The organism is Leptothrix mechoopdaensis (SeqCode), from assembly GCF_053893855.1.
Map to the genome: position 1 here is coordinate 153,338 of NZ_CM132699.1, position 25,649 is coordinate 178,986.

The 25,649-nt window shown below is 65.4% G+C and carries 18 protein-coding genes; 4 read left to right on the top strand and 14 right to left on the bottom strand.

The genetic code is table 11. The features are described 5' to 3' along the window. Nucleotides 1-94 precede the first annotated feature (94 nt). The gene (locus ACWA7K_RS00765) at nucleotides 95-517 is read left to right on the top strand and encodes a universal stress protein (protein WP_456164683.1); all 423 of its coding nucleotides are present in this window, start codon (nucleotides 95-97) and stop codon (nucleotides 515-517) included. A gap of 69 nt (nucleotides 518-586) precedes the next feature. Here the strand turns inward: ACWA7K_RS00765 and ACWA7K_RS00770 are convergent, their stop codons facing one another. The 3 genes from ACWA7K_RS00770 to ACWA7K_RS00780 form a co-directional block, all read right to left on the bottom strand. After that, nucleotides 587-796 carry a hypothetical protein gene (locus tag ACWA7K_RS00770; protein ID WP_456164685.1) on the bottom strand — a complete coding sequence of 70 codons (210 nt, stop codon included), beginning with the start codon at nucleotides 794-796 and terminating at the stop codon, nucleotides 587-589. A gap of 111 nt (nucleotides 797-907) precedes the next feature. Further along, the gene (locus tag ACWA7K_RS00775; RefSeq protein ID WP_456164687.1) at nucleotides 908-2,512 is read right to left on the bottom strand and encodes an alkaline phosphatase D family protein; all 1,605 of its coding nucleotides are present in this window, start codon (nucleotides 2,510-2,512) and stop codon (nucleotides 908-910) included. A 13-nt stretch (nucleotides 2,513-2,525) separates the two neighbouring features. After that, a complete protein-coding gene (locus ACWA7K_RS00780) occupies nucleotides 2,526-3,485 on the bottom strand; it encodes a LysR family transcriptional regulator ArgP (RefSeq protein ID WP_456164689.1) in 960 nt (319 codons plus the stop codon). Between the two features lie 145 nt (nucleotides 3,486-3,630). Between ACWA7K_RS00780 and ACWA7K_RS00785 the strand changes: the two genes are divergently transcribed. Then, on the top strand, nucleotides 3,631-4,941 hold the full coding sequence (locus tag ACWA7K_RS00785) for a D-amino acid dehydrogenase (protein ID WP_456164691.1): 1,311 nt from the start codon (nucleotides 3,631-3,633) through the stop codon (nucleotides 4,939-4,941). 309 nt (nucleotides 4,942-5,250) lie between these two features. Here ACWA7K_RS00785 and ACWA7K_RS00790 read toward each other — a convergent pair whose 3' ends face one another. Next, on the bottom strand, nucleotides 5,251-6,759 hold the full coding sequence (locus ACWA7K_RS00790; RefSeq protein ID WP_456164693.1) for a hypothetical protein: 1,509 nt from the start codon (nucleotides 6,757-6,759) through the stop codon (nucleotides 5,251-5,253). A gap of 4 nt (nucleotides 6,760-6,763) precedes the next feature. Then, complete coding sequence (locus ACWA7K_RS00795) at nucleotides 6,764-8,014, bottom strand: SPFH domain-containing protein (protein WP_456164695.1); 1,251 nt, start codon at nucleotides 8,012-8,014, stop codon at nucleotides 6,764-6,766. A 154-nt stretch (nucleotides 8,015-8,168) separates the two neighbouring features. Between ACWA7K_RS00795 and ACWA7K_RS00800 the strand changes: the two genes are divergently transcribed. Then, nucleotides 8,169-8,891 carry a response regulator transcription factor gene (locus tag ACWA7K_RS00800; protein ID WP_456164697.1) on the top strand — a complete coding sequence of 241 codons (723 nt, stop codon included), beginning with the start codon at nucleotides 8,169-8,171 and terminating at the stop codon, nucleotides 8,889-8,891. Then, complete coding sequence (locus tag ACWA7K_RS00805) at nucleotides 8,873-10,966, top strand: ATP-binding protein (RefSeq protein WP_456164699.1); 2,094 nt, start codon at nucleotides 8,873-8,875, stop codon at nucleotides 10,964-10,966. The genes ACWA7K_RS00800 and ACWA7K_RS00805 overlap by 19 nt, the downstream gene beginning before the upstream one ends. 401 nt (nucleotides 10,967-11,367) lie before the next feature. Here the strand turns inward: ACWA7K_RS00805 and ACWA7K_RS00810 are convergent, their stop codons facing one another. The 9 genes from ACWA7K_RS00810 to ACWA7K_RS00850 all read right to left on the bottom strand — a co-directional run bounded on the left by ACWA7K_RS00810 (nucleotide 11,368) and on the right by ACWA7K_RS00850 (nucleotide 25,245). Beyond that, nucleotides 11,368-13,218 carry a hypothetical protein gene (locus ACWA7K_RS00810; RefSeq protein ID WP_456164701.1) on the bottom strand — a complete coding sequence of 617 codons (1,851 nt, stop codon included), beginning with the start codon at nucleotides 13,216-13,218 and terminating at the stop codon, nucleotides 11,368-11,370. After that, the gene (locus ACWA7K_RS00815; protein ID WP_456164703.1) at nucleotides 13,215-15,632 is read right to left on the bottom strand and encodes an AAA family ATPase; all 2,418 of its coding nucleotides are present in this window, start codon (nucleotides 15,630-15,632) and stop codon (nucleotides 13,215-13,217) included. Before ACWA7K_RS00815 ends, ACWA7K_RS00810 begins: the two co-directional genes overlap by 4 nt. Nucleotides 15,633-15,642: 10 nt before the next feature. Further along, nucleotides 15,643-17,067, bottom strand: coding sequence for a hypothetical protein (locus ACWA7K_RS00820; protein WP_456164705.1), 1,425 nt, complete (start codon nucleotides 17,065-17,067; stop codon nucleotides 15,643-15,645). Continuing rightward, entirely contained in the window at nucleotides 17,060-20,395 is a 3,336-nt protein-coding gene (locus ACWA7K_RS00825; RefSeq protein ID WP_456164707.1) for a DEAD/DEAH box helicase, read from the bottom strand. The genes ACWA7K_RS00820 and ACWA7K_RS00825 overlap by 8 nt, the downstream gene beginning before the upstream one ends. 4 nt (nucleotides 20,396-20,399) lie before the next feature. Beyond that, nucleotides 20,400-21,833, bottom strand: coding sequence for a protein kinase domain-containing protein (locus tag ACWA7K_RS00830; RefSeq protein WP_456164709.1), 1,434 nt, complete (start codon nucleotides 21,831-21,833; stop codon nucleotides 20,400-20,402). A gap of 1 nt (nucleotide 21,834) precedes the next feature. Further along, a complete protein-coding gene (locus ACWA7K_RS00835) occupies nucleotides 21,835-22,539 on the bottom strand; it encodes a PP2C family serine/threonine-protein phosphatase (RefSeq protein WP_456164711.1) in 705 nt (234 codons plus the stop codon). After that, the gene (locus ACWA7K_RS00840) at nucleotides 22,540-23,334 is read right to left on the bottom strand and encodes a vWA domain-containing protein (RefSeq protein WP_456164713.1); all 795 of its coding nucleotides are present in this window, start codon (nucleotides 23,332-23,334) and stop codon (nucleotides 22,540-22,542) included. 35 nt (nucleotides 23,335-23,369) lie between these two features. Continuing rightward, the gene (locus tag ACWA7K_RS00845) at nucleotides 23,370-23,717 is read right to left on the bottom strand and encodes a DUF4258 domain-containing protein (protein WP_456164715.1); all 348 of its coding nucleotides are present in this window, start codon (nucleotides 23,715-23,717) and stop codon (nucleotides 23,370-23,372) included. Nucleotides 23,718-24,003: 286 nt separating this feature from the next. After that, on the bottom strand, nucleotides 24,004-25,245 hold the full coding sequence (locus ACWA7K_RS00850; RefSeq protein WP_456210289.1) for a hypothetical protein: 1,242 nt from the start codon (nucleotides 25,243-25,245) through the stop codon (nucleotides 24,004-24,006). Nucleotides 25,246-25,649 lie beyond the last annotated feature (404 nt).

A 25,649-nucleotide genomic window follows, 5' to 3' on the forward strand; every position in this document is an offset into this window, starting at 1 on the left:
CGGATCCGGATCGGCACCTGAACTTGACGAACATCACGGGAACCGCCGGGGCCGGTGCCAAACTGGTCCCGATCTGCCAACAAGGAGCCTGTTCATGAAGATCCTGGTCGCCGTCGACGGCAGCGAGTTCACTCGCCGCATGGTCGCCTACTGGACCGCGCACGAGGAATGGCTCGGCGCGTCGCACACCTACACCGTGCTGACCGTCGTCCCGACGATCCCGCCGCGCGCCGCCGCCGTGCTGGACCGCGAGCTGCTGCACGCCTACTACGCCGACGAGGGCGAGAAGGTGTTCAAGCCGCTGCGGACCTTCCTGGACGGCCAGCGCATCCAGGCGACCTTCCTGAGCAAGACCGGCCATGTCGCCGACGTCATCGCCCGGACCGCCGAGGAAGGCAAGTTCGACCTCGTCATGATGGGCTCGCACGGCCACTCCGAACTGGCCGGGCTGGTGATGGGTTCGGTCACCACGCGCGTGCTGGCCGGCTGCAAGGTGCCGCTGCTGATCGTGCGCTGAATCGATTGCAGCGCCAGATGCGACAAGGCCCGCGACTGCGGGCCTTGTTCATTCCGGGAGCGGAGGGTCTCAGCGGACCGGTGCGGGCACCGGCACCGACGGCACCGCCGCTGCGGTCGGCGCATCGACCGTCTTGGCGAGGGTCGGCTGCGGTTCCGGCGTCATGCTCAGGTCCAGACCGAAGGCCGTGCCGTAGTCCGCGAAGTCCGGCACGCGGCGCTTGCGGCCGGCAGCGGTCCTCACGGTTTCCTTGCGTTTGAACCATTGGGTCCATGCCATCCAGGCGCTCATGACGTTACTCCCTGGCCCTGTGCGTCGAGCCTCACGGAACACGATCCCGGTCGTTGTCTGGTCCGACCGGGCTGGCTGGACGACAACCGGCCGCTGTCTTCAGGCGGCAAAGGGCGCTTCGTTCGAATCGTCCCTCTGGGGTCCGGCCCGGCCCGTTTCAATTGTGAACCGGACCTGAGTCCTCAGTTTCGCCTGATCGCGTACGGGGAAAGTCGTCGCCCGTGCAACGAAGTGTAGCGAGCGGTTACTGAGCTCCACACGCGCGTATCCCCTCTCATCACTACGAGCGTGCACGATGTCTGTGTTGCTTTCACGGATCAGGTCGTTTAGGGGATTGGGTAGGCCGCGCGTCGTGATCGATGTGGTCACGAACTCGCTGGCGACCACCGGCGAGCGGTCGTCGTTCGGGCGGACCCGCAGGTTGGCGGCGACGTGGCGGTGGACATCGCCACCGAGCACGACGACGTCGTCGATGCGGTGTTGCGCCACATGCCGCAGCAGCCGCTCGCGCGCAGCGGGGTAGCCGTCCCAGCCGTCGGTCGACACCAGGCGCCGCCCTGCCAGCGAGAGGGCGCTGCTGCTCATCTGCGTGCCCTGGGCGATCAGTTTCCAGCGCCGCTGACTGTTCGCCAGACCGTCCTGCAGCCAGCGTTCCTGGGCGGCACCCAGCAGCGTGCGGGCCGGATCGGCGCGGGCGATGTCGTCCGCGCTGGCCAGCCGGCCGCCGGGGGAGTCGAGGTCGGCGCCGACCTGGGGGCTGCGGTGCTGACGGCCGTCCAGCGTCCACAGTTCGGCCAGCCGTCCCCACGTCCAGCGGTCGTGCATGCGCATGCCGGCCGGCCCGGGCAGCTGGTCCAGCGCCAGCGGCAGGTGTTCGAAATAGGCCTGGTAGGCCGCCTGACGGATGGCCAGGAAGCGGCGCGTCTCGTCGGCGTCGCCGCCCAGTTCGCCGGCGTAGTCGTTGCGGACCTCGTGGTCGTCCCAGCACAGCAGCCACGGGTGGGCGGCATGGGCCGCCTGCAGGTCCGCATCGAGCTTGTAGGTGGCGTGGCGGGCCCGGTACTGGTCCAGCGTGACGGGCGGAGGGCCTTCGTGCGGGCGGATCAGGAAGGCCGGGTTGCTGGAGTCGTAGAGGTAGTCGCCGACGAACAGCACCAGGTCGATGTCGCTGCGGGCGATCTCGCGGTGCGCCACGAAGCGGCCCTGCTCGTAGTGCTGGCAGGACGCCAGCGCCAGCCGCAGGCGGTCGGGCAGGGCGTTCGGTGCGGGGGCCGTGCGGGTGCGACCGACGGGGCTGACGGCCGCGTCGAGCAGGAAGCGGTAGTGGTAGATGCGGCCGGGCGCCAGGCCCTGCACCGGCACGCGCACGCTGTGGCAGGCGTCCGGGTGGGCGATCACCTCGCCGCGCCGGACGACGCGGCCGAAGCCCTCGTCATCGGCGACTTCCCAGCGCAGCGGCACCGGCACCGGCGCCATGCCGCCAGCGGGCGCATGGGGTTGCGGCGCCAGGCGGGTCCACAGCACGACCGAATCCGGCCGCGGCTGGCCGCTGGCGATGCCGAGCGTGAACGGGTCGTCATCGAAGCGCGCACGCCAGGGCGGCAGGCGCGGCAACGCCGCCTCGGTCGAGCGCAGACGGCCGGCGGCCAGCACCAGCGCCAGTGCGGACAGGCGTTGCAGGGTCGAGCGGCGGGAGACGGTCATGCGCCGGCTGATCCTAGTCGGCGCCCTGGGGCGTGGCCCGTGCGACTCGCCCGGCGGCCGGCCATCCGTCACGCGGTGCGCCCCGGGCCAGCGCCGCGCCGATGCGGTCGAGCAGCGTCGGCCGGCCCGTGCCGCCGGCCTCGTCGCCCAGCAGCTTCCACTGGTGCCAGTGCAGCGCGACCTCCACGCTGACCTGCGGATGCAGCACCTGCAGCGCGCCCTGTTCGACGGCGGTCCGCACGAGTTCCCAGGCCGCCACGCCGATGCCCCAGCCGGCGGCGACCGCGCGCACGTAGGCCTCGGGCGACGGCACATGGCGCTGCACCAGACGCGGCTGGCGCACGCCGAAGGCCTTGGCGACCCACTGCGCCTGCACGTCGTCCTTGCGGTTGAAGACCACGAATGGCACCTGCGCGAAGTTGCCGCGGTGCAGGCCGTCGGGCAACTGGCGCGCGAGGAAGCCCGGACTGGCGACCGCGACGTAGTGCATCACCCCGAGCGGGCTGACGCGGCAGGCCCGCAGCGCCTCGTCCAGCGTCGTCACGCAACCCAGCACCTGGCCCTGTCGCAGCCATTCATGGGTGAAGTCCTGGTCGTCGACGATCAGCTCCAGCGACACGCCCTCGTCGACCAGCGGCTGCAGAGCCGGCAGCACCCAGGTCGCGAGGCTGTCGGCGTTGACGGCAATCGGCACCCGCTCGTGGGTGCGGCCCTGCTCGCCGAGTTCGCGGTCCAGGTCGGCCTGCAGCGCCTGCACCTGGCGGGCATGGCGCAGCAGCACCTGGCCCGAGGCGGTCAGCCGCAGCGGCCGCGAGCGCACCACCAGCGGCTGGCCGACGCGCGTTTCCAGCGCGCGCAGCCGCTGCGAGACGGCGCTCTGCGTCACGGCCAGCCGGCGCGCGGCGGCGTCGAAGCTGCCCTCGTCGACCAGGGCGATCAGGGCATCCAGTGCGGCGGGATCGAGCGGTTCCATGACCGCCATTTCATCAGATCGGCTAATGAATCGTGATGAATATTCATATCGCTTCTCGAATCACGGGTCAGCCCGCAAGATGCCGCTCACGGCGCGAAGGGCGTCGCCATCCAGCAGACGGCCGCGTGGCCGCAAGGAGTCCAGCATGCACGTGATCGTCCTGGGAGCCGGCATCATCGGCACGAGCACCGCGTGGCACCTGATCGAGCGCGGCCACACCGTCACGATGGTCGACCGGCAGCCCGATGCGGCGCTCGAGACCTCGTTCGCCAACGGCGCGCAGATCTCGGTCAGCTTCTGCGAACCCTGGGCCAGCGCCGACGCCCCGCTGAAGGTCGCGAAATGGCTGCTGCGCGACGACTCGCCGCTGCTGTTCCGCCCCCGGCTGGACCCGCACCAGTGGCGCTGGGGCCTGTCCTTCCTGACGCAGTGCCACGACGCCGCCTTCGAGCGCAACGTCGCGCAACTCGTCGCGCTGGGGCGCTACAGCCACCAGGCGCTCAAGCAGGTCGTCGCGTCGACGGGCATCCGCTACGACCGGCTCGAACGCGGCATCCTGCACTTCTTCTCGTCACAGGCCGACCTCGATGCCGGCGCCGCCGCCGCCGCGCTGATGCGCCGCCACGGCGTCGATCGCCAGGTGCTCGACCGCGCCGGCGTGCTGGCCATCGAGCCGGCGCTGGCGGCGTACGGCGACCGCATCTTCGGCGGCACCTACACCCGCAGCGACGAATCGGGCGACGCCCGCGTCTTCACCCAGGAACTGGCCCGACTGGCCATTGCACGCGGCCTGCACGCGCATTGGCAGCACGACGTGCTCGGGCTCGAACAGGGTCCGGGCGGGGCGGTCAACGGCGTGCGGGTGCGCGACAACGTCACCGGCGAATGCCGCACGCTGCGCGGCGATGCCGTGGTCGTCGCGATGGGTTCCTACAGCGCGCCGCTGCTGCGCCCGCTGGGCATCCACCTCAACATCTACCCGGCCAAGGGCTACTCGGCGACCTTCAAGCTGCGCGACCCGAGCCGCGCCAGCGTCGTCAGCCTGCTCGACGACAGCCGCAAGATCGCCATCTCGCGCCTGGGCGACCACTTGCGCGTGGCCGGCACCGCCGAGCTGGCCGGCTACGACACGAGCCTGGACAGCAAGACCGCCCGAGCCCGCTGCGCCGCGCTGACCCGGCGTGTCGAGGAGCTGTTCCCCGGTGTCGTCGACGCGAGCGAGCCGTCCTACTGGACCGGCCTGCGCCCGAGCACGCCCGACAACATCCCGCTGATCGGCCGCACCCGACTGCCCGGCCTGTGGGTCAACGCCGGCCACGGCACGCTGGGCTGGACCCACGGCGCAGGGTCCGGCCTCGCGCTGGCCGAACTGATGAGCGGCCGTCAGCCCGAACTGGCGTTCCGCTTCCTGGGGGCCACCCAAACAAGTCGGTCACCCGACATGGCGATGGCGTGAATCAGTTGTCGACAACGGCTCGACAACAACCAGGATCGGTGGGTTTGAGCCGTTGAGGCCCAAAAGCTGTGACAAATTCACCGGCCAGGCTCCACCTTCGTGGGGATGCCGATGGGGGGTAACCCCCCCTAAAGTGTGGACCAACAGCTGTCACACGGCCATGGAGTCCCGGCGCCAGCGATCTCCGCAGTCACACCAGAAAAGATCACAGACTGCTTCGATCCGGACGTTCGGTACCACTTTTCGTTCCCTTCAGAACGCCTGCAGGCCCACCCTCACCGGTGGGCCTGTTTTTTTTCGTGGCCGACTTCATCGGGCAATCGTCGAATTGCCGCGCCAGGCGGCGTCCGAGCTGCGCTGGAAGGTCGACAGCTGGCCGGGCTCCGCCACCCAGCGCGTGGCCTGAAGCAGGTCGGTGTCGTAGATCTCGAAGCGCCGCAGCTGACGGCCGCCCGCGTCGGCTTCGCGGGCGATCAGCATCTGTGGCCGGTCCTTGCCACCCTTGGACGGCACCCAGCCAGCCCATTCGACGGCGCCCAGGCCCGGCGATTCGCCGCTCGGGGGCAGGACGTCCAGACGCCCGTTGGCGTCCAGCCGCCAGAGTTCGGTCCAGCCGTCCAGCGGCTGCACGCCCAGCACGACGACGCTGCCATCGGGTGACAGGCGGGCGCTGTTCAGGTGGATGCGGCCGTGGCTGCATCGCCGTGATGTGTCCGGCGCGTCCGCATGGCGGAGCACGAGGCAGGTCTCGCCGGGGCCGCCGTCCTGCAGGCGCAGCTCGAAGCGGCCAAGCTGCACGGCGTCCACGGCCGGTTGCAGCAGCCAGCGCGCGGGGCTCAGGCGCAGTGCGGCGTCGCGCACGGCCGGCGCCTCGTCGGGCGACAGTTCCAGCGCGATCAGCTGGCTCCAGGCCGCGAAGGCCAGTGTGGCGGTGGCGCGCTCGGTGCCGTCGCGTTGCAGGAAGGACAGGCTGGCCAGCACGCTGGCGCGGCGCAGCAGCAGACGGTTGCGATCCACCGGGGCCAGCGCCGTCGGCGACAGGCTGTCGAGCCAGGCGACCTGCTGCTCCAGCAAGGCCCGCCGCTGCGACGGCAACGCGTCGGCCGGCAGGCAGTCGCTGCGGGTCAGCGACAGCGCGGCGCGCGCCTGCTGGGCCGGCGTGGCGGCCGGATGACCACGCAGCAGCACGGCCGGCTGCACGGCGGGGCAGGGTTGCAGTCCGCCGTCGGCCCGGGGCACCGAACGCAGCGCGAAGCCGTAGCGCTGCGCGACCTCGGCATGGGCCGCCGCAGCGGTCTGCTGCGCGCCGCTGGCGGCCGTCTGCACCCGCTGCGCCAGACGTTCGTTGAGCAACACCAGCGTGTCGAGCATCTCGGCACCCGCCGGCGACGCCAGCCAGGGCGCTGGCGCCCGTTCGATCAGTGCGGCGGCCAGGCCGATGCCAAGTGCTTCCGAACCGGGCAACTGGCGCAGCAGGCGCAGCTGCGCGGCCAGCTCCGGTACCGCCTCCGGGCCGGTCGGAAGCGATATCACCTGGGTGGCGCGCAGGTAGCCGCCACGTTCGCGTTGCGGGTCCCAGACCTGCACCCAGTCGCCGCTGGCGCCGCGCAACTCCATCGCCTCGCCGCGCCACAGCGGCAGGTGCAGGGGCGCGCTGTCGCGCGGAGCGGCGCGCAAGGCGGCCTGGTCGACGACCACCAGACCGGTGACCGGGCTGGCGCAGGCCACCACGCTGGTCAGCGCGGCCGTCACCGCGACGAGGGCGACACAGAGCGTGCGGGTCAACGCGGGTTCGAGCCGAGGGATCAGGCGCGTCATGCCATCACTCCTGCTGGCCGGACGTGTCCGGATTCGACTCGGCCGACGGGGTCGGGCCGGTGAGGTTGGCGAACAGCTGGCCCGACGTTCCCGGCGGCGCCACGATGACCTGCACCTTGTCGGCCAGCTTGTCGATCAGCGCCTTCTGCACCAGCAGCGGGTGACGGCTCAGCAGCTGGCCTTCGCGCGCCATCTGCGCTGCGCCGACCTGACCCAGCTGCGCGGCGCGGTAGGCCTCGGCGTCGGCCAGCTTCTGGCGTGCGGCGGCCTCGCCCTCGGCCTCGATGCGGCGGGCCTGCGCGGCGCCTTCGGCCAGCTTGACGCGCGACTGCCGCTCGGCCTCGGCCTCCAGCTGGCGCTGCTCGATCTGGCGCTGCTTGAAGGGCAGCACGTGTTTCATCGCCTCTTCCTGAGCCCGCGCGGCGATGACCTGCTCGCGCGCCGATGCGTCGGCCTCGATCTCGCGGCGCTCGCGTTCGGCGCTGGCGCGCAAGGCCGTCTCGCGCACCTGCTTCTCGCGCAACTCCAGCGTGAAGCGCATCTTGTCGCTGGCCAGCCCTTCGGTCAGCAGCGCGTCGAGGCCCTTGCGGTACTCGTCCGGCAGGTCGACGGCACCGAACTGCAGGTCCTTCAGCACCAGTCCTTCGACGGCCAGCCGCTCGCGCATCGTCTCCGACACGCGCTTCTGGATGTCGGCGCGCTGGCTGCTGAACAGCTCGCGCACCGTGCGTTGCGACACCTCCTGGTAGAGGATCCCGGCGAGCTGCGGCTCGACCAGGTCGGCGCCGATCGCGTCGGGCAGCGTGCGCGCCAGCGCCACCAGCCGCTGTTCGTCCAGGCCCAGCCGCAGCGTCACCTCCAGGCCGACCGACAGGCCTTCGACCGTCTGCAGCGCCTGCGGGCTGTCGTGCCGGGCCAGCTTGCTGGCGGTGATCGTCAGATCGCGCGCCGGCAGTCGCCGCGCCTGATGCAGGCCCGGCAGCACCCAGGCCGTGCCGCTGGCCAGCACGTCCGCGCCGCCGCTGAACGTGTTGGTCCGCACCAGGCGTTCGCCTCGCAGGATCTCGGTGCGCTGCTTCGACAGCCACAGCCCGCCGCCGCCCAGGGCGACCAGCACGGCCAGCGGCAGGGCGGCGCGACGCATCCACGGCAGGGCCGCGTCGCCCAGGCTCCGGATGTCGGGATGACGCGTGGGGGTGACGGGGCTGGCGCTGTCGGCGTTGTCGTCGTGATGGGGGCGTTCGCTGGTGTCCATGGCTTTCTGCCGGTGGGTGAGGGGTGACCTCACTGTCGGCCCGTACCCCCGGCGCAGGCCATGCCGTCGGCGGGTGCAAGCACCGCCGTCGCCCGGAAGATTTCTTCCGCGCCAGCCGCGTCGATGCCCCGTTGCCGCCCTGCAGAATGGCGCGATGAGCCCGCCCGTCCCCTGCATCGCCGTCGTCGAGGACGACCCGCCCACGCGCGACCAGCTGATCGGCTGGCTGCGGGCCGCCCGGCCCGATGCGCGGATCGTGTCCTACGCCGACCGCGACAGCGCCGAGGCCGGCCTGTCCGCCGAACGCTTCGACCTGGTCACGCTCGACCTCGAACTCGGCCGCGAACGCCATGCCGGCATCGCCCTGATCAACCTGCTCAACAAGCGCGGCCTGGGCACGCCGGTGCTGGTCGTCAGCGCCATGCCGGCGGCGGTCTACCGCTCGATCATGAAGGCGCTGGACGCCTGGGACTACCTGCAGAAGACGCAGTTCGACGAGGTCGAATTCATCGAGACCGTGCTCGAACTGCTGCGTCAGACCAGCCGGGCCGATGGCCGCCACGACCCGCTCGCGGCACCGGTCGATCCCCAGGTCGACCCGCAGATCGACCCGCTGCGCCAGCGCAATCCCACCTGGCGCGGCCAGCGCCTGAACCTGCCGCTGACGGCCCAGCGCATCCTCGCCACGCTGCTGGAACATCGCGGCGACGTGGTTGGCTACGACCAGCTGTTCGACGTCGTCAAGAGCGGGCGCAACAAGGACAACGTGCGCAAGCACGTGGCCACCATCCGCGATGCGCTGCGCGAGATCGACCCGGCCTTCGACGGCATCGAGAACGTGCCGATGCGGGGGTTCCGTTGGACCTCCCCACGCTGAACCTGCCGCGGCTGCCCGCCGCCGCCTTCCTGCGCCGCACGCTGCTGCGGCTGGTGTTCGTGGCGCTGCTGGTCGGCAGCGCGGCGCTGGTGCTGCAGCTGCTGACCGACGAGAAGCTGCGCCTGCAGCGCGCCTACGAGGCCGGCTTTCGCGGCCAGCTCGACGTCGTCGCCGAACGCCTGCGCCATCCCAGCGGCGAGCTGGTGCTGCTGAACCTGGACCGCCCGTCCGATGACGACCGGGGCAGCGTGCCGCTGCGCCTGCCGCTCGGCGCGATCGATTTCGACGACGAGGCCAAGGCCGAACGCGCGGTCGAGATGGTCGGCTGCACGCTGCGTCTGGCCGATGGCACCGAGTGGTGCCCGGGCGTCGGCCGTCGGGCCAGCGCCGGGGCCTTCGTCTATGCCGTGCTGCGCCTGCCGATGGGGCTGGCGCAAGGGCGACTGCGGGGTCAGACCGACCTGGATGGCGTCCACCGCCTGCAGATCGTGCTGCAGGACGGCGCCACCACGCAGCGCTGGCTGGCGCCGCTGGAGCTGATCGAGCCCGGGCGCGGCCAGTTCGCCGCCTTCCCGACCGACGCGGATCAGGTCGACCGGCTCGACCGCCTCGCCCGACCGGACCGCGACTTCCGCGGCTGGCTCTGGCAGGACCGCAGCTGCGCCCATGTCGCCGCCAGCGATGCCCGTGCCGATGTCCGTGCCGATGTCCGTGCCGATGACCGCCCCGACTGCCTGCGGCGCACGCTGGTCTCCCTGCGCATCCCGGTCGACGGCTGGCGCGACGCGGCGCGCACGTCAGCCGGCTGGCCGCCCGCCAACCTGCCGGCGGTGCGCCTGCAGCTGCGCGTGCGGGGCCCCGAGGCCGGCGCCGCGCCGCTGTTCGACAGCACCGGTGCGGCAGCGCCCGGGCCGACCCTGGCGGCGCTCGCCAGCAGCCTGCAACGCGACGAGACGCTGACCGTGCTGCGCGGCGACCAGGTCCTGGCCAGCGTTCACGGTGACGCCACCCGCGACGCCGGCGCGACCGCCATCCCCTGGCTGCAGTCGCTGGTCCGCCGCCTGCCGGGTGTGCGTCTGGAGGGCCCATTGCTCGCCCAAGCCCAGCTGCCCGGCGGCCTGAGCCTGCGCCTGCAAGGCGATCTGCAGCGCGTCGACAGCCAGCTGGCCGAGACCGCCTCGCGCTATTCGGTCTACTTCGGCGCGCTGGCGGCGGCCATCGCGCTGGCCTGGCTGATCGTCGAGGTCGGCCTGCTGCGCCGCATGGCCCTGCTGACGCGGCGCGCCAACGCGCTGTCGGTCGAGCTGCAGCGCCAGCCCGAGCAGCTGCCGCCGCTGGACGTCGCCGAACTGCGTGGCCGCGACGAGCTCGGCATCCTCGCCGGCACCCTCGACGACCTGCTCGCGCGGGCCCGCGAACACCTGCGCCGCGAGCAGCTGCGGGCGCATCAGGAGCGCGAGCAATGGCAGGCCGTGGGCCACGAGATCATGAGCCCGCTGCAGTCGCTGCTGGCCCTGCACCCACACGGCGGCGACAACGGCGGCGACACCAGCCGGCGTTATCTCGAACGCATGCAGGCGGCGCTGCAGCTGCTGTACGGCCAGGCCTCGGTCGGCGAAGCCGTCGCCCAGGCCAGCGCCGAACGCGACCGCTTCGACCTCGCCGCCTTCCTGCGCGAGGTCGCCACCAACGCCCCCCACGCCGGCATCGACCAGGTCGTCGCCCACCACTGCGAAGAACGCTGCGACGTCGTCGCCGATGCCCTCAAGCTCGAAGACGCCCTGACCCACCTGCTGACCAACGCCCAGCGTTACCGCACCCCTGGCAGCCCCATCACGCTGACCCTGCACGCGCAGCGCGATTGGGCCCAGGTGGACGTCTGCAACGACGGCCCGACCATCCCCGACGACCGCCTGCCGACCCTGTTCGAACTCGGCACCAGCGACCGCACCCAACCCGGCCAACGCGGCCAGGGCCTGTTCGTCGCCCGCGGCTACCTCGCCAAGATGGGCGGCTCGATCACGGTGCGCAACGAGCCGGCCGGGGTGTGTTTTTCGGTGCGGTTGCCGAGGTAGGACGAGGGGTCGTCGCCACAAGAAAAAAGCCCTGGAGCAGTGATGCTTCAGGGCTTCTTGTCTGCCTTGCGGGGCAAGGCGTGGTGTTGGTGGTGGGAGGAGGAGGATCGAAACGCGTCACGATGCTCGTCCTGAAGGGGTGCGACGTGCAGCGATCCATGAGTTACTGCAAAAGTTACTGCAACTCTTGGTTGAGACCCTCTACAGCGGGAGCGCCGAGCAGGCACTTGGTGCATCTCTCTCGAAAAGAAGGGTCGGTTGCCCGCTGTCTCTCCGTGGTCGGCTACTCGGACCTCATCGGGATCATCGAATGCTTCAGCTCGCAAGATGACGTCACATGAAGCATTCCTGCGGCTCCGATGAGGCTTTCCGGACCCCTGGTTGGTTGACAGTAGCGCAGTTCATGACTCCCCTTGCGTCACCAGATTAATCTCCACGCCGCCGCCGAACTCAAATCCAGCGCGCTCGCCGACATAGTTCGATGTCATGCTCCTAACCGGTGATGTCTTGACGGTGGTTTCCAGACGGCAAGACGGACAGACCAACCGCAACGCCCGCTCGTCGGCAGCCATGTCCCTAGCGCCGGCGGTTTCGCCACATGCGCGACACCTCATCAACCACTGGCCGAGGCCAATCGAATACTGGAGTTGGGCTTCAAGTTCAACCTGTGAGGCACATGCTTCCGTGACACGCCCGTAAAGACCTGATGCTGACTTTTTCGCACTTGGCAAGACCAGAAGCTCGTCCCCGCGTTGCTTGAATACATCCGCATCTCCATGGATCAACTTGTCCCGAATGCTCCCAGGAATCCGCCCGACCGCAGGCGGGTATTGGTCAAGAAAGACTTCACCGAGTTCATGTTCCAGAATCTGCCTGATCCGTTCAACGGCAAAGAACTGAAACGGATTGAGGACTCCTGGGTCTTGGTACTCGGCCGCGCCTGCTGCTACTGAGTCTTCCGAATAGAAGAGCGAACGACTCGGATCGAGGGTCTCCACCTCTGCCTCCTTGGTCAAGAGCAAGACGATCGTTCTCGTTCGCAGCAACTTGCCGCGGGCAAGGACCTTGAGTCGGACTTCGCCGATGTCATCGGTCTCAATCTGAACGTCCCAGGGGCCGACGCGGTAGTGGAGTTCGGTGGTGCCGATCCTGATAGCTCTCATGTCACGAAGCGCATGGCACAAGAGCAACAGCACATATCGTTGGAAGGCTGCCTGTCTCGCAGCGAACGATTGATAGCGCTCCGTCTCGCTGACCCGATCCTTGGTGGTCGCCGTGGCCAAGGCATCCCAAAGCGGCCGCAACTCTCGGTATCGCTTGTCGTACTGGAAGATGTTGGTCGGACGCAGCCTGAGCGCCACCCTGGCCGAGCGAGGAACACGCATATAGACACCTGCACGCCGAAGTCGCTCAACCTTGGACTTCATCTTCTCCAGCCTTTGAAGTGTGTCACGTGTGGTTTGCGTGTCTTCGGCTTCGCTGAACCAGGCAGTTCCCCATAGAGAACAGATGCGATGCCTGAGGAGCCGATGCCTCTCTTCGTTCTTCTCAAGCTCCATGGCCATGCTCTGGCCGTCCGCGATGGCGCGGACCTCTGCGATACGGGCATTCAGCCAGTGTGCACAGCCGTCCAGCAGACGCGCGAAGACGACGTTCTCGTAGATCGCGTGATCGTCTTCAGAGACCCTTGCCAGAACCTTTGAGGGGACGACACCGCTGATACTGCGTCGCGCCCAGAGCTCCGAGTGCTGGCAGAGGTGTTCCACCGCCGATGCCTGCACCCGCTTGGCACGGGCAACAGGCAAGGTTTCCGGTACATAGTGCATATCCATCCTGGGGCGGACAGAAATCTCGTCCCACTGCCCAGTCGCGAGTGCTCGCTCCAACTCGGGCTCTGGCTTCATCAACTCCATCCGATCACGGAGCACTGACGGCAGTAGCGGCGAGGGCAAGTTGCCAGCATCCACCTCGACAGACCAATCCTCGACAACCGCTGCGATCGACAAGCCCACGACACTGTGCGCTGTGGACTGCCCGGGGGCATTGGCGAATCGAATCGGCACGCGCAGATTGGGTTGATCCTCAGGCGTCAGCGACGCTGCTTCCTCTCCTGTTCGCCAGAGAGTGGCACCACGCGGGAGCTTGACCTCGCCGTTGAGGAGACAAGCCCGAGTCAAGAGGTAACGTCCACTGGCAATCTCAGTCGAGGGCAGGTCAACCTCCTGACCAGCGATCAGATCGTAGACCCTCACCCGCCACGCTCCAAACGTTGCTTGTCACGATGCAACGCATCCAGGCAGTTCCGGGGTTCTCCAGACAGTCCCAGATCCATCCAAAGCTCCCGAAGGTCCTCTTCCACGGACTCCAGTCGTCTCAGGTCGATATCGTGGCGGCCGGTCACCTTGCCATCACGGATCACACGTGTGTGAAGCAGATGGTCAATCGCCATCTCTTCATCTCCGCCGGCGGCAACGACCACAGGCACAAAGCGCTGCCACTGACGCTCCAGCCGTGACCCCCACCCAGTCTTGAAATCCCCTTCAAGGGTCTTCGAGAGACGGCTCGCGTTCAGCTTCTCGAGTTGGTCACGGCTGTGCGTGCTAGCCGCTTTCTCAGCGTCATCGAACGCAGTCAGAAGGCTACTGACGGACACCGTTCTCTTCTGCGGTAGGCGCTTCGCCTCCGCGACATCATTGCCAGGCCGATGAACCTCCATCACGAAGGACCTGTCATAGGTCTTGTCCGCGAAGGCGTTCGTTGTTTCATCCTGGTTGGCCGTGCCGATGAACCATACGTTCTGCGGTAGTTCCAGATCCCGCCCATCGATCAACGACCGCGGAGCGTTCTCGATGCGGTTGTCCACGAGCCGGATGTTTCGCGCCACGCCCTCACCCTCCAGCGCGGACAGGAAGTCCGCAAAGTACTGTTCAGGCCTGGATAGGTTCATCTCGTCCAGCAGTACCACATGCAATCGATCCTGATCTTGCCGTGTCTGCGCACGGTAGATGGCCTGCAGCGTCTTGAGCTCGTAGAACTTGCGATCGAACGCGTTGAAGTAGCCGAGCAGGTCCGCTCGCTCTCGCCAACCGGCCTGAACCGCAATCACCGTCAGCTCGGCACCTATGGCCTTCGCGAAGGCCGTCGCCAGGCTTGTCTTGCCGGTCCCACTGATGCCCTGAAGGATGTGCAGCTGGCTCATCGCCAGCCCGCCCACGAAAAGCTGAAGATCCCGCTCACGGAACTTCAGCACCCCTCGCTCCCCTGCGTGCGACATCGCGTTGCGCAGTTCAACGGTGAACTTCTTCAAGTCCGAAACAGGCTCGGTGTGGACAGGAATGGTGAACTCCCGGTCCATGCGGTTCAACTCAGGAAAGATGGACGCGGCCGATTGTCGATTGGTCAGATCATCGACCTGACTTTGCAGCTGCTGAACCCGCTCGTCCAACAAACGTCGGCTGCCTTCCATCACCAGCCGGGTACGTTCCCAATGCTGCCGTTCAACGACAGACAACTCCCATCGGTGCTCTCTTTCTCTGAGTGCGGCAAGTTCGCTTTGCTTTTGGGCCAATCGCTCCTCCAGATCGGCGACACGCTTCTTCAGCGCCACGGGGTCTCCGCGCTCCAGTGATGCACGAAGTTGCTGCAGCTCTTCTTCACGCTGATTCAACTGATCCCGTAGCGTTTGCACATCGGCCGCCAAGCGGGCCGGATCCCCGCCAGATCGCCGGTGAGCCTCTCGTGCGGCATGCAAATCGGCCTCCAGGCGCTGGATCTCCTCATGAGCAAGATCGAGTTGGGTCCTGATCCTGTCGCGCTCCGCGTGAATGGTCGCCACCATGTCATCGACGCGCTCTTGGACCTCGCTTGCGAGCGCCTGCCGGCGGGCCTGCAGTCGCTTCTCGCGCTCACTCATGAGCGACTGCGCTTTCTCGAGCTCGGCGTCCCGCTCAGCCACCTCTGCGAACCGTAGTTCCCACTGTGCCTTCTGCGAAAGTCCCTCTTCAACGATTCGAGCGGCATCTCGACGGGCCGCCGCCATCAGCTGATCTCGTTCAGCCTCCATGGACAGTTGCAGCTTGTCTCGTTCATCTCGCAACGCAGCCAGCTGATCCTTGACCGATCGGAGCATGGCGACTTCTTGTTGCATGAGCCCCTGCCTCAGCAGGTCTTCCTGTGCATCCAGGTCAAGCTGCAGCTTGGCAAGTGCACGCTCCTGCTGCTCGACCTGCTGCTCCCGAGACTGCAAACTTGCCTGCGACTGATCCAGTTCCTCGCAGCGGGCCTCCAGCGCCTTCTGCTGCTCATCGAGCTTCGTCTTGGCGGCTTCCTGGGCGGTTGCTTGCTCTTGCTCTCGCTGATCCAAGTGCTGAAGTTGCTTTGCAGCTTCTGCCTCACGGTCTGATGCTTCCTTAAGCACGTTGTGCATGGCAGAGCCCAGAGCACACAGCTGACTCTCGATGACGGAATCGAAGCGCGCCCGTTGATCCGGCGCTATCGCATCGCGAAGTGCCGACACCTCTGCCTCGTTCCACGTCGGGGCCCGATCCCCCAACACAGCGCTGGCTGATTGCTGAGTCGCCAACAACCGTGCAAGTGCACCGGCCGGCGCCGCCGTGGCGGATGCTCCTTGTCGCGGTTGGGGAAGGTTCTTGTGCTTCTTTGACATCTTGCTGCAGTTAGTAGTGATTCTTGAAAAGCTCGACCCAGTCAAGGGCCATCTCTGCGAAGTTGAGTACCGGGTCGCGCTGCAGCCGGAACGTCGAGGCGTGACCGCCCTTGTTGCGCAGACCGATCAAGCTCCAGTCCAGCGCGTTGATCGGGACCTGCCGAAGCGGATGCGACTCGTGGAGATGGGTGGACAGGAGCGCGGCGACCAGCAGCGCCTTCATGGGTTGATTGCGCTCCAAAGCCGCTTTTCGTACGGTCTTGCTCGACTGCGATTCCACTGCCCGCACGCAGGCCACGCCCAGCGGATCCGACAGCGGAAGATCTGCCAACCAAAGTCTCAGGTCTCGCTTATCCCACCGCTCAGGCCATTGCGCTGCTTCGGCTGGCCACCGCAGCAACATCCATTGCAGGAGGGCCTCCAGGCAACTCCCGCTGTGCACCACTGCACTGGACAGGTCTTCAGGCAGCGCGACCGCATCGCTCCTCAGGCGCTGAACCAACCTCAAGACCCTGGCCGTGTACTCTCTGATGAGCTCTACTGAGGAATCCGGGCTCGGCGATATGAGTTCAGAGACTTGCGCCTCCAATCGCAAAGTGGCTGAAAGTTGATCGCCATACTCGCTAACAGTGTCAGTGCGAAGGGCCAGTCGCTGTCCCAGCCAGCCCTCCAGCCGGGAATCGGATTGAACCAACTCGACCAACGCCTCGCGCATCGCTCTGTCAGGTCGATCGGTTTGAAATGGGTCGGTCACCAGCCACGGGTGCAGATCACCATCGACCACAAATGCCTGAACCCACACGCGCCCAGGTTGCGGCGCGTCGTCTAGAAACTGCAGCGCCGAATAGTTCGCGTCAACCTCGTCTTCGTCATCCGCGCTGGCACGCTCGCGCTGGAACTGTTTCAGCGCAGGCGCAAGCGCCTCTCGTTGGACCGTCCGATCACCTCTTGGCCTCTGAAGAACGAATGGCGAAATCGGATGCCCCGAATCGCGATCGATCAGAAAGCGGGGACGCTTGGCCGTCTCATCCAACGGGAAGATCTCCGGGGGATGCTCACACAAGAAGGGCATCCAACGGGCAGCCACCAGGTCCCAGAACGCGAACATCACGCGTTCTCTACCGGCAGCAGAAGCGCGGCCTTCCAATGCGGCCACGCCATCCTCCGTCAGGTCGAATCGATGGTCGACCCAACGGTTAGGCTGCAGCTCCTTCGCCAAGATGAACGCCACCAATTGCCGGTCCAATGCTGAAAGCTTGGCCAGTTCGTCCAGATCCTTGACGCCCGTCCGCAACAAGCGCAGCAGCACCTCCTGGAACAGGTTGACCACCACACCAAAGGCAGGCACCTGAACGGCGTGGATCTCCACCGGCCACAGCAAGTCGGCGCGACGCGCTCCGGCACGACGTCCCCAGCACAGGTAGGTCTCAGCCACGTCGCGCCTCCTCGTCGCAGAAGGTGAGGAACGCATGCATCTCCGGAACGGAGGCCTCTGCGATGGGCCCTTCGAACATGGCACGGTCCCCCACTGCAATGAGGATTCGGCGCTGGCGACTCATCGCCACATTGAGCCGATTCGGCGTACGGAGATGGCCATATCGGCTGCTGGCCTGTGACTGAAAGCGGTGGTGCTCCGCAGCATCTGCTTCAGGAGCTGGAACTTCAACGAGCCGCGCGTTCGAGCGGACGGTGGACAGCAGGACGACATCGAATTCCTTTCCCTGAAAGGCGTCGACGGTGCCCACGCGGAGTCGCTCGCCCCCACCCGGCAGTTGAGCGAAGGGTTCACTGACTTGCCAGGCTCCATCGAGGCACTCCATCAAGGGCTGCTGGCCCCCGCCCAAGGCTTGGCAGATGGCATCGCGCTGGCCCGCATAAAAGGTGATGACCCCTATGCTGACGTCCTGAGGCATCTGCTGGACCAGTCGCTTCACCAGTGACGAAATCCGCTTGGCTTCCGCGTTGCGAGTTCGAGTGGTGCTGCCGGGAGAGGGGCGGCCCTCCGGTCCTTCTGACGCTGGCACATTCACCCATGCGGCCACAGCGTGCCCGAAGTCGGGCAAAGCGAGCGCGAAGTCCGACTCTGGCCTGCCCGAGTGAACCCGCCCAAGGCCCACCTTCTCGTAAAAGTGTCTACTGACAAAATCGCCGAGGCGGGGATGCATGCGGAATTGCTGGTCCAGCATCACCACGCGATTGATCCCGTCGATGGCCTTCCGGCGCTCGAACTGCCGCCACAGCCTCTCAAACAGACTTTTCTGGTAGGTGTCGCTTGCCACCTGATCACCGCGTTCGGTGCGGATCTCTTCCTCGATCTCGGCATCCAGAAGATGCGGCAGTTGCCTTGGATCACCCACCAGAATGATTCGGCGCCGAGCCAAAGCCATCGGAATGAACAGATCCAATGGGTTCGCGCGGGCCGCCTCATCCACCACCACACTGCCGAAGCGCAGCCCTGAGATGGCGTCCTCGCTGCCATCCTTGAGCAGTGCCATCTGCTTGCTCACCGCCTGCTGACAGGTGGCACCGACAACACTGCTGTAGGTCTCCACAGCGCTCCGGACACGCCGAGGTTGAACCTCAAGCGCCTCCTGGTAACGCTCGATGGCAGCGATCACACCCCACTCGGAGTGAACCACCGCGCTCGCCATTCGAGCCTGAAGCTCATTCAGCAAGTCGCGCAGTTCGTCCGGAAGCCGATTGCGCTGAGCCAACGACCGCCGCTCATCCATCAGGCGGTCAAGAAGCCGCATCTGCAAGTTTTTCAGTGACTCCAGAAGGATCTCATCGGGTTCACAGGCAATTTCTGCCTCCTCAAGCATGGCCTGCTCTTCTGGCAGCAACCAACCCGAATAACTCGACACCTTGATGAGCAATCCCGACGCGCGTTCTGGTCCGTCATCCATGAATGAATCGCGTTCCGTGCGCAGCGCGCGCACGATCCGGCGAAGCTCAGGTCGGCGTTCGGCTGGGACCTTCTCGCTTGACCGAAGTCCGGGCCCCTGGGCTCGAAGGCTGTTCCAGTGCTGGCGCCATGCGTAGCCAACGCGGACCTTGCCATGGAGTTCCACATCGTCGAGCAGCCCGATCAGGGTGTCGAGATCCGCTGCCCGTCGTTCAGGCGGGGAACCCAACATGAGCATGTTGCGCGTGAGGGTCTGCAAGTCCGAGAAGGCCTGGTAGTGAGGATGCGCCTGCCTCAATTCGGTCAGAACCGCACCGACGCTGGCCTCCTGCTCATGCATCCACGTCGTCAGCGGGTCCTCGCCGGCTTGGTCTCGCCGTCCACCCACCTTGATGGCAGGCAGCCCATGGACACGGGTTCTGCCGAGCGCGTTCTCGACAGCGTCGTGCTGGAAGCTCGAGATCAACACCTCCTGTGCAATCACCTGCCCTTCATTCAATTCCGACAGGCGCCGCTCCAACGCTGCGATCACCTGCGTCTTGCCCGTACCTGGCGGACCGATGATGAGCGCCACGTCAGGTGTGTTCAAGGCCACATCCAATGCCTCAATCTGCCGCTCTGTGGGGCGCCCCTGATGAAACGTCTCGCGAACGTGGCGAGTCAGTGGCTGCAGCTTCGAGGCCCGAACACGCGGGAGTGGAATGTCCAGCAGCAGAGCGCTCAGGCCGGGCACGCCGTATCCGCCTTCAATGCTCTGGCGTGCACGAGTCCGTCGGAGATGCTGGGTACGATGCCCTGCCAAAGACAGGTAGACGTAGCCAGGGCACGGAGGCGCGCGGTCGTTGGAGTCGAGTACCAAACCGCCCTGACCCAGAAAGATCGTGCCCTTGATCGGCGCCCGCTTCCTCGTCGCCGGCGCTTCCAACTCGCGCTCTGCACTCCAGTCCGGAGGCGTCTCGCCAACTTCTGCCATGTCCGAACCGTTGGTCTCGTCCTGCCATCGTTTCCAGAACGCCTGCAGAAGGGACGGATCACCTTTCAGGATCCAGCCACCGCCCTCGGCGCTGACTGGCGCCACATCGGTGTAAGGCACCGCCTGGATCTGCGCGCCTCGGCGTAGTGTCCGATCCCACTCACGCTGCCCGTAGAGGCGCCATAGGTCCAGATATCCGCCCGGCGTCGTTGCAGCGGCGCGCAGCTTGTCGGCCTGACCGACGTTGTCTGGCTTTACATCGGCCGCCGCGTCTGTGATGCGGACCTCTCCCAACAGCAGCGTGAACGGTTGCTCCACCAATCTGGGGCGCCGAGCCACGCGCTCGAACCAAAGGTCGCCCTCGCCGTCCTCACGAAGGTCCCACGCGAATCGTCGACCGATCAGCTGTACTTGCCCCTTCCGGTCCGAACCATAAATCGCCAGGAACACCATGGATGCTCCGTCCAATGGATCGCTGCAGACGAACTCCTCCCTCAGCCATGCGACAGCCACGGCAATGTCGTCCGTATCGATGAGCCTCGACTGCCGCATCTGATCGACAGCCCGGGTGTCGATGAGGATGTCCAACTGAGGAAGCGCCAGCGTCTTTTGCGGCGTGAAGTACCGAAGCTTGACCTGACCGTTGCGGGCGTCCTGCAGCACCCATCGGGTCTCGGGGTTGGTGGCTCGCTGATCCAAGTCTTTGGAGCCGGAGGTGAGCGCCAGGTAGGCCAATCGTTGTCCTTGGGTGAGGACCCAGGCGTCGTCTACCAAGCTCAGCAGGACCGTCCCGCCGACCATCCATGCTGAGACAGGTGTCGAGCCGTCACTGATCCTTGCCGGCAGGACTTCGGTCGAGAGAAGTGGTGATTCGCTCAGCTTCATCGCATCACCACTCGAAGCCCCATGCGTCATGTGTGGCGCGTCGGTCTCCCACATGGAGGAGATAGGTCTGGCCGTTGCGCGGCAGGTCATGGCGCGCACGCAAAGGCTGAGCAGCGCGGGCACCGCGCCATTGCAGCGCCAGAGGCAAGCTGCCATCGGGGATCAATGACAGCTGCTGACCCGCCAAGCTGAACCCGAGAAACGGTTCTGCCCGGGCGTGTTCGGCACTCCCTGGCGGCGCAAGGCGCAGCTCGCCACGCCCGACATTGAGCACTTGCTTCCAGCCTGATCCGATCAACCGGTCTGCCGGCTTGGCGTTGTCGGGTAAATCTTCCTTGGAGGCCACGACAAAGTGACGCAGCAAAATCTGATGACCCTCTGGCGCCACCTGTTCACAGAACGGACACCGTCGCGCTGAGTTCCAGTAGAACGTACCGCCGCAGCAATGCTCGTGATGGTCGCAACGGACCTGAATGGCCGCCGCAGCCTCGAAGGCCTCCGCCCACTCGGCCATCACCGGGCGTTCGGCCGGCTCGTTGAGTCCTTGTCGAAAGCACTGGTCAAACAAGCGCTGCAATTCAGGCGTACACACCAGGGCTCGGTCCAATCCAGACTCCGCTCGGTTTCGGTCGTCGTCCGGATGATCGATCCAAGGGCAAGCACCCTTCAAGGCGTCAGCCTCCAACTCAGCATCGCCGTCAATCAGCAAGCCGCTCTTGATGGGATGCAAGTGCGTCAGGAGCTGGAAGGCAATGACCGCAAAACTCCAGATGTCCGTGTAGGTGCTGACGCCCAAGTCGCCACGCATCAGTTCGGGAGCACCGTAGTCCGGCGTAAAGATCTGCAGGCTGCTGTCGCGCACTGCGTAGCTCAGGTTGTCCACGTCGATGAGCCAGACCTGCGCATGGGCGTGGGTGCTTGAGACAAAGACGTTCCTGGGCGACAGATCTCCATGCGCGATACCCAGCCCATGCAGTGACGCGAGCACTCGGGCCAGTCGCGCCAGCAGGGCCAGGCGTCGCCCCAGGCCACCCGACTGCACGAAACCCTCCAGCTCACGCCCTTCTCTCATGGCCTGATCGAACTCGGTCATGAGCGACTCGAGTGGAACCAAGCCCTCCATCAGTTCCATGACATATCCGGGCCTGGGCTTGTTGATGTAAGCCACCGGCATCACCACGGGAAGGCCCATGTCCTGAATCGGCAGGTAACGGATTCGACTCAGTTGCTTTGCCCACGCCACCGTTGCAGGAGCGTCGGCCTTGGCATTCGCCAGTTTCACGATCTGGCGAGCGTTGCCCTTGATGTGAACGACGGTCCCCTGACCTCCCTTAGAGAGGCTAGCCCCCAGCGTGTACTCGCCGCCCTGGTCATCCCAGACTTTCTGTTCGCGCGCCGCCCCCCGAGCTTGTGTCGGTTCACGTTCTGCGTTTGGCATGTCAACTCCCCTTCTTGAATATCAATGCGAGGCTCTTGTCATCTGAATGCCCCGGCGTCCCCCAATGGGTCAATTCGTGCGTCAGCCATCGCCGCGCCCGTCTGCGACTCAGGCCTGAGACGCGGCGATGCAGCGCCTGCGGAAAGGTCGGCAATGACCTTGCGTCTATGTCGTCGGCCACACCGTCTGTCATCAGCACCACCATGTCGCCAACACGCGAGAGTTCAAATTCATGCGTTGACCACGCACTCCAAGCTCTATCAATGCCCAAGGCGCGTGTCTCATTGCCGAAGCCGCTCCTCGGAGGTGTCAACGCACGCACCTCTCCCTGGGATCGGATCAAGACCATGCCATCGCCCAGCTGCCAGGTTCGCACTTGGCCCTTGGCGTTGCATGCCGCGATGAGCAGCGTGGTGGCGGCGCCATCCGCGCGATCTGGACCTACCGCTCGCAGCCATGCGCGGTAGATCTGCGTCGCCAACTCCCGCGCAGCGCGCCGGTGGTCCAGTTCACGTCTCAACACCTGCATGGCCACCTGCGCGGCACACCGTGCCCCCCGGCCGCTCTGGGGCCGACTGCCCAGACCGTCTGCGACACAGACTATCCACCCACCTCGCCAGCCACGAACTGCACTGGCGTCTTGGCATGGCTCGCCTGCTTCGGCGTGGGTTGGTCCGACCACCGAGGTACCGACGGCGCTCAGCATTCAGAGTGCGTCCAGATCGAGGTCGTCCTCAAGGTCGTCGACCATGTTCAGGGGCTGGGCTGTGTTGGGCGAACCGCTGGTGGAACGTGCCACCACGCTCATCGTGACTGCCCGGAAGAACTTGACGATGTCTCGCGCACCGTCGGCCCCGAATACTGGTGCCTCCAGATCATTGTTGAACTGGCCCAGCATCGATCGATCAGCGTCGGCGCCGATCGCCATGGCGAAGCGAGTGGCCTTCTGGCCACGCTCGCTGGCCTTCAAAGCATTCAACGGTCCTTGCCAGTCGTCCGTCGGTGCACCATCAGAGACCAACACCAAGACCGGCCTGTAGGCCCGCGACGGCACCAGATCCTTGTCTTCCAGCCACTGGCGAGCCATCGCAAAAGCCGATCCCATCGGGGTGCTACCGCTGGCAACCAGTGCTTGTACGCCATCAATGCGGTGTGCACCCACCAATGGCACATGCGCTTGTGCAACATCGCCGCCGAACGTGATGAGGCCCACCTGGATCTCGGCGCGCAAGCGACTCTCTTGGCCGAAGCTCAGGATCATCGTCTTGAGCGCCTCGTTCAATGCGTCGATCTTGCCGTTGACCGACATGCTGCCGCTGGTGTCGGCCAACACGATCACCGGCAGCGGCCGAGGTTCCGGAGCCGCAAAGCCCTTCAACTTGGTGGGCGCGCCCTTGGACTCGGGTTCGGGTGAAAGGAGAGCGTCGTGCTCTTTGGCACGAATCACTGTGGCCTGATGAAAGCGAGAAACGATGTCTTCGCGGAACTTGGCGAGTGCCATGGTTGTGAATCCCTAGTGTTGCGTTTGTAGGTGTCTCAATGCCGAGACTGGATCTTCATGCGACGCTTGCTGCGGGCGGTGGTGCGAATTGCACGGAAATCGGTGTTGCGATAGGTGGTCACCACCAGCCCTTCCTCCTCTCGAACCAGAACCTGCAAGCCGGACAGAGAAGAGATGTCCAGCCCGTGTTGAGCGTGTCGTTCCACCTCCTTTCGCCCCACGACGTAGTACGTGAGGCCCTTGGAGTGGATGCGCCGTCCGTACTGAACGGCCAGTTCGATGTCGTTCCGACGAATTCCGCGCTGCTGCATCCTGACTTCCGCGTGGTGGCTCAACACCGGCTTGCGATCTAGCTGCGGGTCTGCGTCGTGGAACCGGTTCATGAAGGTCTCCCGAGGTTGCTGACGCTCAATACCTTGCGAGCACCGTACCAACATGAACGACTACTAGAACGCCTTAAAAATCAATGACTTAGACTCATGTTCAATCCAAAAGATGGAAATTCTTTTATTTATGTTTGTAATTTTTTTACTAGGCTTTGCCGCATCGCATGGCTGGCCGAGCCAATGCACATACAGTCGCCCCCATTGATGAGATGCGGGTCGCTCGACCACCCCTCTACCGTTGGTACCCCAACCGCCACAGCCTCCGAGGACTCGCTCCGATCGGCTATTGCGACAGATACGTTCGGGGTCCATCAAAGTCCCACAACGTGACCAACGGGCCAGCTATGGAACTCACCACCCTTAGGCGGGCAGGCGCAGATTTCGGCACCATGACGAGCACTCCGCGGGAAAGACCTGACCGTATCTTCAGCGCCTCAGGACCCATGCCGTTCAAGGCAAACCCGATAGCCATATGGTGCCGCAACCAGTTCGTCGCTCTAGCGCCTTCCGTACCGGTTGGAACTACCGTCATGCGGATGCTTCGCGCCAGCTCTGCGGCCTCCTCTGAATCGCACGCAGCTGGTGGCAGCAGCTCGTAGAGCACGGCATTTGCTCGCACAGCACGCATGGCATCCACCTCATCGACAAGAGGCCCTATGCGATCTGTCAGCTCCTCGCCCAAGTCCCAGGCCAGCCAAAGCAGAAGCGATCGAAGAAAGCTGACTTCTTCGATGGGCTCGTCCGCCTGATCGGTCACCGCATACAGCAGGCCAGAATCACGGCCGAACAGCGCCGACATGGCCGCGTCGAGAAGATCGCGCCGATCTGCCTCTTCAACCAGGCTTGGCGTGATGCGCCACCGAGGGTGATGCCGAAGACGCCTCAATTCTCGGACTAGGCCTAGCACCGCAACCAACTGCACGATGACGCCCTGAGCCCGCAGCCGCTCCCGGCGGGCTGCCTCGAGCTGCCTTTTCATGCGACGAATCAGGGTTCTGGCCTTACCACTGACAATTCCTGCAATCACTGAATCGCTCAGTCCTGCGGCCTCTTGCTTCGGAGCGTCAGGCAGATCGTCGTCATCCTGGCCAACGGCCTCTTCCTCGGTTCTACTTCGTGGATCAGTCGTACCTGGCGGGCGTTCGAGTTCAATACCAAGTCGCCTGATGAGTACATCCAACAAGTAGGCCAAGTCTCCCGACTTCAACAAGCGCAGCTTTTTCTTCTGCTTTGGCATGTCCGCGACGTGCACAGCGAGACTCGCAGGACGTGCAGGCATTGACGCACTTTCAATCGGGCGTCTCCCGCTGCGAGATAGCGTCGTCAATTCGGTATGAATGTCTTCAGAAAAGATGACCTTCTCGACCGAAGCAATCAAGCGGGCAACATCCCCCTCGCCAGAGCCCAGGGTGCCGAGCGCCTCGCGCAGGATGGCCTGGCGCTTGGTGTGTGCCAAGCCACTCAAATTGGCTGGGTGATGAACGATAGCGCGAAGTGTCTGATCGTTGCCAATCCGCAGCACCAAGGACCGAATGCGCCCAATATGTCCCTCGGGCCGTATCACTACACGGGACGGCCCAGTGACCGTCATTGATCCACCCCATCGTTCGTCTGCGCTTGCCCCTTCACAGTGCATCAATGTCAAGTGCTCTGGGCTTGAGTAGTCGAGGGATATCAACTCCGCGTCGGCGTCGGCGATAGCACCGCGCACGGACTCTGAAGTTTCAGCATCAGCCCGCTGATCCAACTCTCTATGGCATCGCTGGGCGACCAACTCCAAGTCAACCAGGAGCATGCGCGGAAGATCAAAGGCCTTTTTGAGGCCCATCGCCCCAGCGACTTCACTGGCGGCCGAACCCGCACGAACAGCGACTGCCTCAACGTTCCTGTATGCGGCGGTACTGAGCCAAGCTGGTCCGCTGGGATTAG

Bases quoted from the DNA above. Each gene is read 5' to 3' on its own strand.
- ACWA7K_RS00830 (WP_456164709.1), bottom strand. From the start codon at position 21,833: ATGCCAAACGCAGAACGTGAACCGACACAAGCTCGGGGGGCGGCGCGC.
- ACWA7K_RS00775 (WP_456164687.1), bottom strand. From the start codon at position 2,512: ATGACCGTCTCCCGCCGCTCGACCCTGCAACGCCTGTCCGCACTGGCG.
- ACWA7K_RS00840 (WP_456164713.1), bottom strand. From the start codon at position 23,334: ATGGCACTCGCCAAGTTCCGCGAAGACATCGTTTCTCGCTTTCATCAG.
- ACWA7K_RS00815 (WP_456164703.1), bottom strand. From the start codon at position 15,632: ATGTCAAAGAAGCACAAGAACCTTCCCCAACCGCGACAAGGAGCATCC.
- ACWA7K_RS00785 (WP_456164691.1), top strand. From the start codon at position 3,631: ATGCACGTGATCGTCCTGGGAGCCGGCATCATCGGCACGAGCACCGCG.
- ACWA7K_RS00780 (WP_456164689.1), bottom strand. From the start codon at position 3,485: ATGGAACCGCTCGATCCCGCCGCACTGGATGCCCTGATCGCCCTGGTC.
- ACWA7K_RS00795 (WP_456164695.1), bottom strand. From the start codon at position 8,014: ATGGACACCAGCGAACGCCCCCATCACGACGACAACGCCGACAGCGCC.
- ACWA7K_RS00770 (WP_456164685.1), bottom strand. From the start codon at position 796: ATGGCATGGACCCAATGGTTCAAACGCAAGGAAACCGTGAGGACCGCT.
- ACWA7K_RS00825 (WP_456164707.1), bottom strand. From the start codon at position 20,395: ATGAAGCTGAGCGAATCACCACTTCTCTCGACCGAAGTCCTGCCGGCA.
- ACWA7K_RS00835 (WP_456164711.1), bottom strand. From the start codon at position 22,539: ATGCTGAGCGCCGTCGGTACCTCGGTGGTCGGACCAACCCACGCCGAA.
- ACWA7K_RS00765 (WP_456164683.1), top strand. From the start codon at position 95: ATGAAGATCCTGGTCGCCGTCGACGGCAGCGAGTTCACTCGCCGCATG.
- ACWA7K_RS00845 (WP_456164715.1), bottom strand. From the start codon at position 23,717: ATGAACCGGTTCCACGACGCAGACCCGCAGCTAGATCGCAAGCCGGTG.
- ACWA7K_RS00800 (WP_456164697.1), top strand. From the start codon at position 8,169: ATGAGCCCGCCCGTCCCCTGCATCGCCGTCGTCGAGGACGACCCGCCC.
- ACWA7K_RS00790 (WP_456164693.1), bottom strand. From the start codon at position 6,759: ATGACGCGCCTGATCCCTCGGCTCGAACCCGCGTTGACCCGCACGCTC.